At 65.3% G+C, this 15,859-nt stretch carries 11 protein-coding genes; 4 read left to right on the top strand and 7 right to left on the bottom strand.

Annotated elements, in window-relative coordinates; translation table 11 throughout:
- The first annotated feature begins 200 nt into the window (after positions 1-200).
- The 4 genes from gcvT to AC2FLM_RS06610 all read left to right on the top strand — a co-directional run bounded on the left by gcvT (position 201) and on the right by AC2FLM_RS06610 (position 5,715).
- Positions 201-1,298 (top strand): glycine cleavage system aminomethyltransferase GcvT, encoded by a 1,098-nt coding sequence (gcvT, locus tag AC2FLM_RS06625; protein ID WP_234184868.1) that lies wholly within the window; start codon positions 201-203, stop codon positions 1,296-1,298.
- Positions 1,299-1,416: 118 nt separating this feature from the next.
- Positions 1,417-1,782 carry a glycine cleavage system protein GcvH gene (gene gcvH, locus AC2FLM_RS06620; protein WP_234143734.1) on the top strand — a complete coding sequence of 122 codons (366 nt, stop codon included), beginning with the start codon at positions 1,417-1,419 and terminating at the stop codon, positions 1,780-1,782.
- A 56-nt stretch (positions 1,783-1,838) separates the two neighbouring features.
- Positions 1,839-4,697, top strand: a complete 2,859-nt coding sequence (gcvP, locus tag AC2FLM_RS06615; RefSeq protein WP_496856681.1) for an aminomethyl-transferring glycine dehydrogenase — start codon at positions 1,839-1,841, stop codon at positions 4,695-4,697.
- 61 nt (positions 4,698-4,758) lie between these two features.
- The gene (locus AC2FLM_RS06610) at positions 4,759-5,715 is read left to right on the top strand and encodes a helix-turn-helix domain-containing protein (protein ID WP_234221170.1); all 957 of its coding nucleotides are present in this window, start codon (positions 4,759-4,761) and stop codon (positions 5,713-5,715) included.
- Positions 5,716-5,772: 57 nt separating this feature from the next.
- On the opposite strand, the gene katG is transcribed toward AC2FLM_RS06610, so the two are convergent.
- The 7 genes from katG to AC2FLM_RS06575 all read right to left on the bottom strand — a co-directional run bounded on the left by katG (position 5,773) and on the right by AC2FLM_RS06575 (position 15,727).
- Positions 5,773-7,968, bottom strand: a complete 2,196-nt coding sequence (gene katG / locus AC2FLM_RS06605; protein WP_496856679.1) for a catalase/peroxidase HPI — start codon at positions 7,966-7,968, stop codon at positions 5,773-5,775.
- 151 nt (positions 7,969-8,119) lie between these two features.
- A complete protein-coding gene (gene cuyB, locus AC2FLM_RS06600; protein WP_496856677.1) occupies positions 8,120-8,815 on the bottom strand; it encodes a cysteate racemase in 696 nt (231 codons plus the stop codon).
- A 112-nt stretch (positions 8,816-8,927) separates the two neighbouring features.
- Positions 8,928-11,363: a GcvT family protein gene (locus tag AC2FLM_RS06595; protein WP_496856675.1), complete on the bottom strand. Its 2,436-nt coding sequence runs from the start codon at positions 11,361-11,363 to the stop codon at positions 8,928-8,930.
- A gap of 142 nt (positions 11,364-11,505) precedes the next feature.
- The gene (locus tag AC2FLM_RS06590; RefSeq protein WP_496856673.1) at positions 11,506-12,288 is read right to left on the bottom strand and encodes a dimethylarginine dimethylaminohydrolase family protein; all 783 of its coding nucleotides are present in this window, start codon (positions 12,286-12,288) and stop codon (positions 11,506-11,508) included.
- A 6-nt stretch (positions 12,289-12,294) separates the two neighbouring features.
- A complete protein-coding gene (locus tag AC2FLM_RS06585) occupies positions 12,295-13,896 on the bottom strand; it encodes a 5-guanidino-2-oxopentanoate decarboxylase (protein WP_496856671.1) in 1,602 nt (533 codons plus the stop codon).
- On the bottom strand, positions 13,896-15,083 hold the full coding sequence (locus AC2FLM_RS06580) for a pyridoxal phosphate-dependent aminotransferase (RefSeq protein WP_496856669.1): 1,188 nt from the start codon (positions 15,081-15,083) through the stop codon (positions 13,896-13,898). Before AC2FLM_RS06580 ends, AC2FLM_RS06585 begins: the two co-directional genes overlap by 1 nt.
- Positions 15,080-15,727 carry a TetR/AcrR family transcriptional regulator gene (locus AC2FLM_RS06575; RefSeq protein ID WP_496856667.1) on the bottom strand — a complete coding sequence of 216 codons (648 nt, stop codon included), beginning with the start codon at positions 15,725-15,727 and terminating at the stop codon, positions 15,080-15,082. The genes AC2FLM_RS06580 and AC2FLM_RS06575 overlap by 4 nt, the downstream gene beginning before the upstream one ends.
- Positions 15,728-15,859: the final 132 nt, after the last annotated feature.

The following is a 15,859-nucleotide window of genomic DNA, read 5'->3' as shown; positions in this document are numbered from 1 at the left end:
GTTTCGTCACTGATCTGCAAGAGGGAGCGCCAGCCTGGCCGCGCCCCAACCGTGGGCCACGGGCTCACCCCCAAGAAACTGCCGTTCCGGTCCGCGCCTGTCACCGGACTCTCTCTCCTCCTCCCGGCCTGTACGGGCGCGGGCCGGAACGGGTTCTTCTCCGCCGCATCCTGTCTTTCAGTCCAAGGGACCCCCCAGTCATGACCGATACGCCCAAACGCACCCCGCTTTACGACCTGCATGTCGAGCTTGGCGGCAAGATGGTGGATTTCGCCGGATGGGAAATGCCGGTGCAATACCCGATGGGGATCATGGGCGAGCACAAGCAGTGCCGCGAAAAGGCGGCTCTGTTCGATGTCAGCCACATGGGGCAGGTGATCCTGCGCGGAGAGGATATTGGCGCCAAGCTGGAAAAGCTCTGCCCGCAGGTGTTTTCCACCCTGCCCGAAGGCAAGGCGCGCTATGGCTTCTTCACCAACGCCCAGGGCGGCATCATGGATGACCTGATCGTGTCGAATGCGGGCGAGTATTTCTTTGTGGTGGTGAACGCGGCGCTGCGCCATCAGGACATTCCGCATATGGCGGCGCATCTGGACGGGGTCGAGGTGACCGAGATCTTCGACCGCGCGCTGGTTGCGGTGCAGGGCCCCAGTGCCGAGGATGTGGTGGGCCGTCTTTGCCCCGCAGCGCGCGATCTGAAGTTCATGGAGACGATGCTGGGCCAGATCGACGGCGTCGAGTGCCGCATCTCGCGGCTGGGCTATACCGGCGAGGACGGTTACGAAATCTCGATCCCCGAAGGCGAGGCGATCCGCATCTCGCGCCTGTTCCTGGCGCATGAGGATTGCGAACCGGCCGGTCTGGGTGCGCGCGACAGCCTGCGGCTGGAGGCGGGGCTTTGCCTTTACGGCAATGATATCGACAACGAGACCTCGCCCATCGAGGCGAGCCTGCTCTGGGCGATCCAGAAACGCCGCCGCGAAGAAGGCGGATTTCCTGGCGCCGAACGCATCCTGAAGGAAATCGCCGAAGGCGCCCCACGCAAGCTGGTCGGCATCAAGCCCGAAGGCCGGGCGCCTGCCCGCCAGCATGTGGAGATCCAGAGCCTTGACGGCGAGACCATCGGCGAGATCACCTCGGGCGGGTTTGGCCCCACCGTTGGCGCGCCGGTGGCGATGGGCTATGTCGCCAGCGCTCATACGGCACCGGGCGACAAGGTCAACCTGATCATCCGGGGCAAGGCCCAGCCTGCCGAAATCGTCTCGCTGCCCTTTGTTGCGCAGAATTACAAACGCTAACACATCCCTGCCGCGCGGCAGGGGCGCAAAGCCTTGTAAAGGCTTTGTCCACAAGGTTTTTACAAAACCTTGCCCCCGCCCGAGGTAACTGAAACACACCATCTGAAGGATCGACCAAATGACCATCTATTACTCCGAAGATCACGAATGGCTCAGCGTCGAGGGCGAGATCGCCACGCTGGGCATCACCAAACACGCCGCCGACCAGTTGGGCGAGGTGGTGTTCATCGAGCAGAAAGAGGCCGGTGACGACTTTGCCCAGGGTGACGAGATCGGCGTCATTGAGTCGGTCAAGGCCGCCTCGGAAATCTACGCCCCGGTCGATGGCGAGGTGGTCGAGGTGAACGAAGACCTGGCCGACAATCCCGGTGCCCTGAACGACAGCCCCGAAGGCGACGCCTGGATCTACAAGATCAAGCTCAGCGATCCGTCGCAGCTTGACGGTCTGATGGATCTCGCCGCCTATAACGACATGATCGGCTAAGCCGCCGGCCGCCGGCCCTGCCGGCGGCGCCAACCGCCTGACGAGGACCCAGAGCCATGGCCTTCAAACTCACCGATTACGAAGCCTACGATTTCGCCAACCGCCGCCATATCGGACCCAGCCCGCGCGAGATGGCCGATATGTTGCAGGTGATCGGCTTCAAGACGCTCGACCAGCTGATCGACGCCACCGTGCCGCCGTCGATCCGGCAGAAAGAGGCGCTGGACTGGGGTCCGGCCATGACCGAGCGCGACGCGCTCTATCACATGAAACAGGTGGCCTCGAAGAACAAGGTTCTGACCTCGCTGATCGGCCAGGGCTATTACGGCACCACCACCCCGGCGCCGATCCTGCGCAACATCCTGGAAAACCCGGCCTGGTATACCGCCTATACCCCCTATCAGCCGGAAATCAGCCAGGGCCGACTTGAGGCGTTGTTGAACTTCCAGACCATGGTCAGCGACCTGACCGGGCTGGACGTGGCAAACGCCTCGCTGTTGGACGAGGCCACCGCGGCGGCCGAGGCCATGGCCATGGCGAAACGCTCCAGCCGGTCCAAGGCCAACAACGCGGCCTTCTTCGTCGACAAGAACTGCCACCCGCAGACCGTCGCGGTGATCCGCACCCGGGCCGAGCCCTTGGGCGTGGATGTGCAGGTGGGCGACCCGTCCGAGCTGGAGGCCGGGGCGGTGTTTGGCGCCATCTTCCAGTATCCGGGCACCTATGGCCATGTGCGCGACTACACCGCCGAAATCGCGGCGCTGCACGAACATAACGCCATCGCCATCGTTGCCGCCGACATCCTGTCGTTGGCGCTGCTGAAATCGCCCGGCGAGATGGGTGCCGATATCGCCATCGGTTCGACCCAGCGCTTTGGTGTGCCGATGGGCTATGGCGGCCCGCACGCGGCCTATATGGCCACCACGGACAAGCTCAAGCGGGCGATGCCGGGCCGGATCATCGGCGTCAGCATCGACGCGCGCGGCAACAAGGCCTATCGCCTGGCGCTGCAGACCCGCGAACAGCATATCCGCCGCGAAAAGGCCAATTCGAACGTCTGCACCGCCCAGGCGCTGCTGGCGGTGATGGCCTCGATGTATGCGGTCTATCACGGACCCGACGGGATCAAGGCGATCGCGCAATCGGTACATCGCAAGACCTCGCGCCTGGCTGCCGGGCTGGAAGAGCACGGGTTCAAGGTTGAACCCGACGTGTTCTTTGACACCATCACCGTCGATGTTGGCCCGCTGCAAAAGACGGTGATCGAGGCCGCCGTGGCGCGTGGCGTCAACCTGCGCAAGGTGGGCAGCGACCGGATCGGCATTTCGCTGGACGAACAGACCCGCTCCGAGACCATCGAGGCGGTCTGGGGCGCCTTTGGCATCGACAAGAAGGATGACAGCGTCAAGAACCGCGCCTATCGCCTACCCGATTACGCGCTGCGCGATACGCCCTATCTGACCCATCCCATCTTCCACAAGAACCGGGCCGAGGCCGAGATGACCCGTTATATGCGGCGTCTGGCCGATCGCGACCTGGCGCTGGACCGGGCGATGATCCCGCTGGGCAGCTGCACGATGAAGCTGAACGCCACCATCGAGATGATCCCGGTGACCTGGCCGGAATTTGCCAACCTGCACCCCTTCGTGCCCGAGGATCAGGCGCAGGGCTATCTCGAGATGATCGACGACCTGTCCGAGAAACTGTGCCAGATCACCGGCTATGACGCGATCTCGATGCAGCCCAATTCGGGCGCGCAGGGGGAATATGCGGGCCTGATGACCATCCGCAACTATCACGCGGCTCAGGGGCAGGGGCACCGCAACATCTGCCTGATCCCCACTTCGGCGCATGGCACCAACCCGGCCACCGCGCAGATGGTGGGCTATCAGGTGGTGCCGGTCCGCTCGGACGATCACGGCAATATCGACCTAGCCGATTTCCGCGCCAAGGCCGAGCAGCACAGCGCCAATCTGGCGGCCTGCATGATCACCTATCCCTCGACCCATGGCGTGTTCGAGGAAACCGTGCGCGAGGTCTGCGACATCATCCATGAACATGGCGGCCAGGTCTATATCGACGGGGCCAACATGAACGCGATGGTGGGGCTGGCGCAGCCGGGTGAGATCGGCGGCGATGTGAGTCACCTGAACCTGCACAAGACCTTTTGCATTCCGCATGGCGGCGGCGGCCCCGGCATGGGTCCGATCGGGGTCAAGGCGCATCTGGCCGAGCATCTGCCGGGTCACCCGGAATATGGCACCGCCGTGGGCCCGGTTTCGGCGGCGCCCTTCGGCTCGCCCTCGATCCTGCCGGTCAGCTGGGCCTATGTTCTGCTGATGGGCGGCGCGGGCCTGACTCAGGCCACCAAGGTGGCGATCCTGAACGCCAACTATATCGCCGCGCGGCTCAAGGATGCCTATCCGATCCTCTACACCTCGGCGACGGGGCGGGTGGCGCATGAATGCATCCTCGACACAAGGCCGCTGAACGACGAGGCGGGCGTGACGGTGGACGACGTGGCCAAGCGCCTGATCGACAGCGGGTTCCACGCGCCGACGATGAGCTGGCCGGTGGCGGGGACGCTGATGGTCGAACCCACGGAATCCGAGCCCAAGGACGAGTTGGACCGGTTCTGTGACGCGATGCTGTCGATCCGGGCCGAGGCGCAGGAGATCATCGACGGCAAGATCGACGCCGAGAACAACCCGCTGAAACACGCGCCCCATACGGTGCGTGATCTGGTGGGGGATTGGGATCGTCCCTATAGCCGCGAACAGGCCTGTTTCCCTCCGGGTAACCTGGGCGTCGACAAGTACTGGCCGGCGGTGAACCGGGTCGACAATGCCTATGGCGACCGTCACCTCGTCTGCACCTGCCCGCCGATGGAGGCCTATGAAGAGGCTGCCGAGTAAGATCATGATCCGGGGCGGGCGCCAGCGTCCGCCCCGTTTTTGACAGCACGGGGAGGATAGCATGATCTGCCCTGACCAGGCTCGCGCCGCGCATCCGGCGCGGGACATCGACATCATTCTGCCCGATGCCAGCCCTCCCTCGGCGGCGCGGATGCTGGCCGACCTGTTTCGCACCACGAACGAAATCCTGGGCGCACCGGTCTATCGGGTTTCGGTACACCGGCTTGCCGCGCAACCTTGTGCCGATCCGCGCCGCTGGACCCGGCGTACCGTCATCCTTTTGGGCGATATCCGTACCCGCTGGAGCGTGACCGACCCGCTGCGCCCGCTGTTGCGGGTGCTGCTGGCGCAGGCGCCGCGCCGGGTGCTGGTGGGGGGCGCGGTCTTTCTGCTGAGTGATGCCGGTTTGGCCCGGGGCTGCGCGCTGGCGATTCACCCCAATTTTCGCGCTGCTGCCGCAGAAGAAGGTCTGGAGGCGCTACCCGACGCGCCTCTCTCGGGGGTGGCGGGTCCGGTTGCAAGCGCGGTCAGCGGTTTTGCCGCGGTGCCACTGATGCTCGACCTGATCGCCGAGGATCACGGGCAGGTCACCGCCAACGCGCTGCGCGCCTATCTGGGCCTTCCCGCGCCCGAGGCGCAATCGCGCAGCCGTCTGAGTCTGGGCCTGTTGCAAAGGGCGCGTGGTGACCGGTTGATCGACCGCTCGCTGGCGTTGATGCAGGAGCATATCGAAGAGCCGCTCAGAATCGGTGATCTGGCACGGATGCTTGGCGTATCGACCCGCAAGCTGCAACGCCAGTTTCTGGAACTGACCGGCGAGGGACCGCTTTCCGTTTATCGAGCGCTGCGGATCGAGCGGGCGCGGCAATTGCTGGAACAGACCAATTTGCCGCTGGTCGAGATCATCGCGGCGACCGGATTTGGCACCCATTCCAACCTGGCCCGGTGGGTGCGCAAGGAGCATGGTGTCAGCCCGCACGCTTTGCGACAGCGCGCCATGTCCGGGCGCGCAGCATAGATTACACGCGAACGGGGCGGCCAAGGCCGCCCCGTCCTGTTTGCAACGCGTCCCGGTTCAGTTCAGGTCGAACCGGTCGGCATTCATTACCTTGACCCAGGCGGCGACGAAATCGGCCACAAAGCTGGCCTCGGCATCGTCCTGGGCATAGCGTTCGGCCAGCGCGCGGAGCTGCGAGTTGGAGCCGAACACCAGATCAACCCGTGTCGCGGTCCAGCGCGGCGCCCCGCTTGCGCGGTCGCGGCCTTCGTAGACGCCCTTGCCCGACGGTTTCCACTCGGTCCCCATGTCCAGCAGGTTGGTCAGGAAATCGGTGCTCAGCACGCCGGGACGGTCGGTCAGGACCCCATGGGACGAACCGCCATGATTGGCGCCCAGAACCCGCAGACCGGCGACCAGAACCGTCATTTCCGGCGCGGTCAGACCCAGAAGCTGGGCACGATCGACCAGCATCTCCTCGGGCGAGGTGGAAAGCTCGCGCGCCTGATAGTTGCGGAACCCGTCCATCACCGGTTCCATCACCTCAAAGCTCTCGGCGTCCGTCTGCTCGGCGCTGGCATCGCCCCGGCCCGAGGTGAAGGGCACCTCGATCTGGTGACCGGCGGCCTTTGCCGCTTCCTCGACACCGGCGCAGCCCGCCAGCACGATCAGGTCGGCCATCGACACCGATTTACCGCCGCTGTTGAACCCGGCCTGGATCCCTTCGAGCACGCCCAGCACGCGGGCCAGTTTCGCGGGCTCGTTGACGTCCCAGTCCTTTTGCGGGGCCAGGCGGATACGGGCGCCATTGGCACCGCCGCGCATGTCAGAACCGCGATAGGTCGAGGCCGAGGCCCAGGCGGTCGACACCATGTCGGACACGCTCAGGCCCGAGGCCAGGATCTGTGCCTTGAGCGCAGCGGCATCCGCCGCGTCGATCTGGGCACCGGCGGGAACCGGGTCCTGCCAGATCAGTTCCTCGGCGGGCACTTCCTTGCCCAGATACCGGGCGCGCGGACCCATGTCGCGATGGGTCAGCTTGAACCAGGCGCGGGCAAAGGCATCGGCAAACTCGTCGGGATTGGCATGGAACCGGCGCGAGATCTTCTCGTATTCCGGGTCCATCCGCAGCGACATGTCGGCGGTGGTCATCATCGGCGCGTGGCGTTTGTCCGGGTCAAAGGCATCGACAACCATATGCTCGGGCTTCACGTCCTTGGCACGCCACTGGTTTGCACCTGCCGGGCTTTTGACCAGTTCCCACTCATAGCCGAACAGCACGTCGAAATAACCCATGTCCCACTTGGTGGGGTTGGGTTTCCAGGCGCCTTCGATGCCGCTGGTGATCGCGTCACCGGCCTTGCCGGAGCCATAGGTGCTGAGCCAGCCCAGGCCCATCGCCTCGACCGGGGCCGCCTCGGGTTCAGCGCCCACATGGGCGGCATCGCCCGCGCCATGCGCCTTGCCGAAGGTGTGGCCGCCCGCAACCAGTGCCACGGTTTCTTCGTCATTCATCGCCATGCGGGCGAAGGTTTCACGCACGTCGCGTCCCGAAGCGATGGGGTCGGGGTTGCCATCCGGGCCCTCGGGGTTCACGTAGATCAGGCCCATCTGCACGGCGGCCAGCGGGTTTTCCAGATCGCGGTCGCCCGAATAGCGGCTGTTGGGCTTGTCCGAGGTGGCAAGCCATTCGCCTTCGGACCCCCAATAGATGTCCTCTTCGGGTTCCCAGATGTCGGGGCGGCCGCCGGCAAAACCGAAGGTCTTGAAGCCCATCGACTCCAGCGCCACGTTGCCGGCGAGGATCATCAGGTCGGCCCACGAGATCTTGTCGCCGTATTTCTTCTTGATCGGCCAGAGCAGGCGGCGGGCCTTGTCGAGGTTGCCGTTATCGGGCCAGCTGTTGAGCGGGGCAAAGCGCTGGTTGCCGGTGCCGCCACCGCCGCGCCCGTCGGCCAGGCGATAGGTGCCCGCGCTATGCCAGGCCATGCGGATGAAGAGGGGGCCGTAATGGCCATAGTCGGCGGGCCACCAGTCCTGGCTGTCGGTCATCAGCGCGGTCAGATCGGCCTTGAGCGCGTCGAGATCGAGCGACTTGAACGCCTCGGCATAGCTGAAATGGGCGCCCATCGGATCCGATTTGGACGAATGCTGGTGCAGCAGTTTCAGATTGATCTGGTTGGGCCACCAATGATGGTTGCGCATGCCGCTGCCTGCGGCATGTCCATGCATCACCGGGCATTGGCCTGCGCTGGGGGCGTCGTTTCCGTCCATGTCTGTCTCCGATCGTGAGTTGATAGAATGGGTTCAAGCACCAGAAGGAACCGGCACTGACCGGGGCATCCTGATGTCATGAGGCGAGACTAGCAAAGGAAATTGATCGGAATAAGTTGCATTTTCCGATCTATTTCATAATGAAAAACTATTACTCTTCGCGTGTATGATCGCGGATCGCTTCGGCCAGCACATCGACCGTGTCCATGACAGGCGGGGTACTGGGCAGGCTGTCGGCAATCAGAGAGAACTCGGAGCAGGCGACAAAGATGAGCGCTGCGCCTTTCTCTGCCAACTCCTCTGCCGCGCTGGTCAGGATCGCGCGCGCGGCGGGCACCGGCCCTTCGGCCTTGATGGTGCGAATCGCGGTCAGCATGCGGTCGGCATCCTCTGGCCAGAGCGGGGTCAGTTCGGCCTCGTCGAGGGCAGCGTCAAAGACGCCTGCCATCCGCACGGCGGGCGAGGCGAGCAAACCCACCCGCGCCCCCGGCGCCAGCAGGGCGCGCGCGCGCGCAACTGACAGGGTCACCATGTTCAACAGCGGGATCGACACCGCCGCCTCGATCGCGGGGGCATAGTGGTGCGCTGTGTTGCACGGCATGCCAAGCGCGGTGGCACCGGCCTGTTCCAACCGCTGCGCCATCCGGGCAAGGGTAGGGCCGGGATCGGTGCCGGTGCCCTGGATCAGATGCGCGATGCGCGAAGGCACCTGCGGGTTCATGTCGATGAGCAGCGGCAGATGATCGGCATCATCGGTCGCCTTTACCGTTGCCAGCAACCGCTGTTGCAGCAGGATCGTCGCCTCGGGGCCCATGCCGCCAAGGATACCGACCACGCGCCGGGTCATGCCGGGCACCGGTCAGGGCAGGGGAGAAGGCTGGGCATGTCGGTGTCCTTTCGGTTCGTATGCATCAGTGGGCTGCGCTAACGAAAGCTGCAACCGGGCGGATAGGCAAGGGTCAGCCGCGCATGCGGGCATGGTCGGGATCATAGGGCGAAGGCGCGATCACATGCGCGGTCACCATGTCACCGCAGAGATCCAGCATCATGCTGCTGCCCGGCGCCGCCATCGCGGGATCGACAAAGGCATAGGCCAGGTTCTTGCCGATCCGATAGCCCCAGCCGCCGGACGTCACGGTCCCGACCACCTGTTGCCCCTGCATCAACGAGGCGCCCGGATGCGCGGGGGCGTGGGTGGTGTCGACATACAGGGTCACCAGCTTTCTGCCGGGGTCCTTGCCTTGCCGGTCCAGCAGCGCCTGCTTGCCGATGAAATCGCCCTTGTCGAGCTTGACGAACCGGCTGAGCCCGGTCTCGAACGGATCGAATTCGGTGATCAGATCGGCTTTCCAGTGCAGGAACCCTTTCTCCATGCGCATCGAGTCCACCGCGCGGGCGCCGAACAGGGTCAGGTCATGCTCCGCACCCGCTTTCCTGAGCGCCAGATAGGCGGCATAGAGCGCGGCATTGGGGACGTGGATCTCATAGGCCAATTCGCCCGAGAAACTGACGCCCAGCACAGTGGCAGGCGCAAAGCCGATGAAACATTCGCGCACCGAGAGCCAGGGAAAGGCCGCGCGCGACCAGTCGCCTCGGGCGCAGGCTGAAAGCACGTCGCGCGCCCGGGGACCGGCCAGAACCAGGATGGTCTGGTCATTGGTGAGCGAGCGGAGATGCACGTCCTCATCCGCGCGCAGGTGGCTTTGCAGCCAATCCATGTCATGAAACTCGCTGGCGGCGGCGGATCCGTACCAGACCCGGTCAGGGCCCCGATCCGAGGCAGGCAGGTTCGCCACCGTCGCCTCGCCCTTGATCCTGCCATGATGGTTCAGCAGATAGCACAGCCCGACCCGGCCTGCGCGTTTGGGTACGGCGCCGCAGATCATCCGGTCAAGGAAGGCGTGCCGGTCGGCACCGGTGATCTCGATCCGGTTGAAGCCGTTCACCTCGGCCAGGCCGACGGCGGTCTGTACCGCGTGTACCTCGGCCCCGATCAGGTCAAAGGCCTCGTCAAAGGTAAAGCCGAGCGTTGGGTGAAAATCGGGCGCAGGCTTGATGTAATCCACCCGCTCCCATCCGTTGACAACGGTGAATTCGGCGCCCTCGGCGGCCAGAACCGGGGTCAGTGGAGTTGTCTTGGCGGGGCGTCCGGCGGGGCGGTGTTCATGCGGAAAATGAAAGCGGAACTCGTTCTGATAGTCCTCAACGGCTTTCAGCGCAGTCAGTTCCACATTGGCGTGTCCGGTGAACCGGCGCGGGTCGATCACCCAGGTGTCATAGCAGGCCTCGCCATGTACGATCATCTGCGCCAAGAGCCAGCCATGACCGCCACCTTCGCCCAGACCGGCACGCAGGCCGATGGCGCAGAACGCGTTACGCTTGCCGGGAATGGGGCCGATCAGCGGGGCGCCGTCGATCGTATAGGTAATCGGGCCGTTGACGATGGCGCGGATACCGGTCTCGCGCAGGGCGGGCATGCGGGCAAAGGCCCCTTCGAGCACGTCCATCACCCGATCCACATCGTCGGGGCAAAGGGCGTTGACGAAATTCGGGTCGATCCCGTCCATGCCCCAGGTCTTGCACGCCTGCTCGTAGAAGCCGATCAGCAACCCGTTCTTTTCCTGCCGGCAGTAATAGTCCGAGATCGGGCAGCGGATCAGCGGCATGCGGTGGCCTGCCGCCACGATTTCCGGGATATCCTCGGTCAGGAAATACTGATGCTCCATCGAGGCGACCGGGTGATGCACGCCCATCATGGCGCCCACCTCGTTGACGCGGTAGCCGCAGGCATTCACCACGATGTCGCAGTCGATATCACCGTGTTCGGTATGCACGGTCCAGGTGTCGTCCTTGTGCTGGGTCAGCGCGGTCACCGGCGTGTTGCGATAGATCTCGGCCCCGGCCTTGCGCGCGTGATAGGCCAGCGCCTGGCACAGCTGGGCCGGGTCGATATCGCCATCCAGCGGATCCCACAGCCCGCCCAGCAGGTTCTCGGTCGAGATCAGCGGGTGGCGGCGGGCGCATTCGGCGGCGTCGATCACCTCGAAATGCACATCCATGCCGCGTGCCATCGAGGCGAAATGACGATAGCCCTGCATCTGCTCGGGCGTGTTGGCCAGCCGGATGCCGCCATCGCCATGGTGATAGTTGATCGGGTATTCCGGGTTCTCGGCCAGCGCCTTGTAGAGCGCGATGGAATGGCTTTTCAGGCCCACCATGGTCTGGTTCATGCCGAAATTGGTCACCTGTGCCGCCGAATGCCAGGTGGTACCGCTGGTCAACTCGTTGCGTTCGACCAGAACCACATCCGACCAACCCTCTTGCGTCAGGTGATAGAGGGTCGAACAGCCGGCAATGCCGCCGCCTATGACAACGACCCGTGTACGCGATTTCATGTGCGCTGCCTCCAGAACTCCCGCCCGATTAGGGCATGGGTTTCTCGTCACCGGCAACAACCCGTTAGCGGATCAAGCAACACCAAAGAAAGTTTTGGAAGTTCGAAATCCGTGCCCTCCCCGTGCCGGGGAGGGTGCCGGTTCAGAACCGCAGCGACAGGCAGGACATGCCGCCATCCAGCTTGGCGCATTCACTGTTGTCGATTTCCACAACCTCGAATCCGGCCTTGTCGAGTGTCTCGGCTGTTTTCGGAAACCCGGCGGGCATCAGCACCAGATTGTTGAACCGGATCGTGTTGGCGGCGGCCTCTTCTCCCGGGGCGGTGTGGATCACCCGGTAACCTTCGAAACAGCCCGAGGCATCCAGCCGCTGGGTCGCCAGAATGGTCTCGCCATCCAACAGCGAGCAGTCGGTCTTGAAATGCAGCACGCCGGGCGGGGTAAAGACCTCGCGCAGGGTATGGCCCCAGTCGGCGACGATACCGGCCAGTTCGGCCACCCCGGCGGCATCGGTCCGGTCGGAACGGCCCACCAGGATCTCGCGCCCGGTGACCAGGATATCGCCGCCCTCGATATGGCCGGGGCCGGTGATTTCGCGTAGCTCGGCGTAACAGGCGCGCAGGGTCGGGGCCATCTCGGCCACCTCGCCCATGCGGCTGGGGGCGCCCGGGCGCATCAGCACTGCGCCCCGGGGCAGGCAAAGCGCGGTATCCTCGACAAACAGCGCGTCGGGATAGGCATCGAGCGGCGGCAGTTCGATCACCTCGGCACCGGTGCTTTTCAGGGTGGCGACATAGTGGTCATGCGCCTTTTGCATGCGGGCCAGATCGGGTGTGCCGATATCCTCGGCCCTGAGCCCGTCGATAACGCTGGGCGCGGGGCGGCGGGTGATCGCGCGGGTGAATTCATAGGTCGGGTCGGTCATGGCGGATCAATCCTGTTCCGGCGCATAAGGCGCGTCGATTTCGATGAGCGTGGGACCGGCATGGCGCCGGGCCTTGGCAAGGGCAGAGGCAAAGCCCGCCGGATTGTCGGCGGCGCAAATGCTGTAGGGCATGCCGCAGGCGGCGGCGATGGCGGTAAAATCGGGCGGGGTCGGGTCGCAACCGACTACCTCGACACCCACCGCGCGCATCGACATGTCGATTTCGCGATAGCCGCGACTGTTCCAGATCACGAATGTGATGGGCAGCGCCTCGTCGCGGGCGACCATCAGCTCGGTCAGGCTGAACTGCGCTCCGCCATCGCCCGCGATACAGATCACCGGCGTTTCGGGGGCGGCAATGGCGGCGCCGATGGCGGCAGGGATACCATAGCCCAGGGCACCGAACCCGGTGGCGGCGTTGAACCAGCCGCCGGGGTGGTCGTGGTCGTAAACAAGGTTGCCGGCATAGATCGGCTGGGTCGAATCCCCCACCATCAGCGCGCCGGGCACCGCATCGCGCGCGGCTTCCAGCATCTCGACCATGCTGCGCATATAGGGGCCGATTTCCTCACGCGCCGCGTGCCGGGCGGCGCTGGCGCGGGCGGCGCCGTCGTGGTTGCGCGTACCCTCGGACAGCCGCGCCAAAAGCCCCGCCACGGCGGCACCCGCGTCGCCCCGGATCGTCAGGTCGGCGGGGTGGCGGGCAAGCTGAGCGTTGCAGATGTCGATGCGGATCAGCCCCGCCATCTGTGGCATGGTGCCGGTGGCATACATGTCGTAATCGGTCGGGCCCAGCTCGGTCCCGATGGCCAGCACCCGGTCGGCGCCTGCGATCAGGTTGCGCACCGCATCAAGGCTGGGGCTGGCGGCAACGGTCAGGGGATGACCATGCATCAACCCACGCGCGTTCACCGTCTGCACCACGGGCGCATCCAGCCGTTCGGCCAGCGCCAGAACAGCCGCTTCAATGCCCTTTGCCCCACCTCCGATCAGGATCACCGGGCGTCGCGCGGCGTCGAGCCGCGCGGCGGCAGTGTCGAGCAACGTGGCCTCTGGTTCATCGGGCTTTGCGGGCGCAGCGGCGGGCAGGGCACCGTCGAAATCGATCCCGGCCACGTCCAGCGGTACCTCGATATGACAGGGACCGCCGCGACCTGTTGCGAGCCGGTCAAACACCGATCCCAATGCCGGGGCCAGTTGATCCGCCTGCGAGACGCGATGCGCCTCCAGCGCCACCTGCGAGACCAGCCCCAACTGGTCGGGCAATTCGTGCAGATGCCCCATGCCGCGCCCCAGGCTGGCGCGGGTGTTCACGCCCGAAACCACGAGCATCGGCACGCTGTCGGCGCGGGCCTGTCCCATCGCGGTCAGCGTGTTGGTCACCCCCGGTCCGGTGATGACAAAGGCCACGCCGGGCCGCCCCGAGGCCCGGGCATAGCCATCGGCCATGAACCCGGCGCCCTGCTCGTGGCGCGGGGTGACATGACGGATACCCGAAGCAGCCAGACCGCGATACATCTCGATCGTGTGTACACCGGGAATACCGAACACACAGGTCACCCCGCGTGCGGCAAGACCTGCCACCAGCGCCTCTCCCACAGTTGTCATCAGGCGTCCTCGCTCTGGAATTGGGCCGCATGGGCGGCGATGCGCTCGCAGGCGGTGTCAAAGGCCGCGTCTCCTGCGGTCAGCGCCACCCGGACCCAGCCGTCGATCGTGTCGCCGAACGAGGCGCCCGGCATCACCGCCACTCCGGCATGATCCAGCAGGTGTTCGGCATAGGCCTCGCCCGTCATGCCGGTGCCGGTGACATCGATCATCGCGAACATGCCGGCCTGCGGTTTCAGCACGCGCAGGCAGGTCTGCCCGTTCAGCCGCGCCGCCAGCCGGTCCGCCCGCGCGGCGAACCGCGCCCGCATGCCCGGTGCAACAGAGGAGCCGTTGCGCACCGCCGCCTCGGTCATGTCGGCGATAAAGGGCTGGTTGCCGAAGAGCATGGTTTCCGACAACGGCAGCAGCGCGGCGGTGAACACCTCGGGTCCGATGCACCAGCCACTGCGGAACCCTGGCGCGGCGTGGGATTTCGAGATCGACGAGACCACGATCACCCGGTCGGCCAGATCGGGCCGGGCCAGCGGCGAGGTAAAGCGTTGCCCGTCGAAAACCAGCTGCTCGTAAACCTCGTCCGAGATGATCCACAGATCATGCTTGCGGGCGAGGTCGCCAATTGCGGCGATATCCTCGGGCGTCAGGATGGCGCCAGTGGGGTTGTGGGGCGTGGTAAGCAGGATGGCGCGGCTGCGCGGCGTGATGCGCGCGGCGATATCGTCGGCTGAAATGCGAAACCCGTTTTCGGGCCGCAGCGGCACCGGCACCAGATCGGCGCCGGTGGCGCGGATCACCCCGGCATAGGTGGCATACATGGGATCGCCCACCAGCACCTCGTCGCTTTCCTCGGCCACGCCCATCAACACCGCGTAAAGCGCGGTCTGGGTGCCCGGAAAGCACATGACCTGCGCGTCCGAAATCGCCCGCCCGGTGCTGGCGCTGTAGCGTTCGGCAAGCGCCGCGCGCAGGCCCGGCTCGCCCGCGCCGTCGGAATAGGTGGTGCGCCCGGCGCGCATCGCGGCCTCGGCTACATCCATCAACTCGGTCGGTGGCGGCACGTCCGGCTCGCCGATGGTCAGGCTGATCACATCGGCGCCCTGGGCGATCATCGCCTTGGCGCGCAGGTAGATGCCCCATTTGGCGCCGCCCAGATCGGCCAGGCGGCGGGTAATGGCGGTGGTTTTCATGCCTCTTCTCCCGGATCGTTCAGGGTCAGTCCCAGAATGGCGCCGACCGAGGTCAGGCCGATGTTCACAAGTTCGCCCGGATCAAAGGCATCGGGCAGCGCTCCGCCCTCCAGCCAGAGCCCGTCGATGACGGCGTTACAGGCGATGGCCAGCGCGCGCAGCCGCTCGGGCGTGGGGGTTTCACCTGCCTCTTCCAGCGCAGGGGCGATCAGTGCCTGCAAGCGGTCGCGAAAGTCGTAATAGGTGCGGCTGTGCACCTCGGCCATGCGCGGGTCGCGCTGCACCATGTTGAGGAACCCGGCCCACAGACCCACTGCCTGTGGGCTGCTGACCGGGGGGGTCAGGCTGGCGCGCACAATGCGCGCCAATTGGTGCGCCGCCGGTTCGCCCGCCCGGCTGGGGCCTTCCATCGTGGCATCGGTCAGCTGGCTCATATGTGCCTGATAGGCGGCATAGATCAGCTCGTCTTTGCCATCGAAATAGTGCCGGATCAGACCCAGCGTCACGCCTGCCTCGTCCGCGATGCCGCGCACGGTCGCTGCCTGCACACCCTTGCGCCCGATCAGGGTCAGCGTCGCCCGGATCAGCGCCTCGCGCCGGTGTTCGGCGGATTCGCGGGTAAAGCTGCGGCGTGGGCTGTCCAAGGGTGGGGCCTCCTGCGGGGTTAAAAGCGGGCTTGATTTGCGTCGCTCATGTTGTTATACAGTTGTATAAATATAAGCAGAGCCGGGCCGAAAAGGCAACCGGAAAGTCAGGGGGATGGCGTGACAGCAACG

This window comes from Ruegeria sp. SAZD011 (assembly GCF_059612545.1).
The sequence above is the reverse complement of the archived record's forward strand: the minus strand, read 5'-3'. Positions and strand labels throughout refer to the sequence as shown.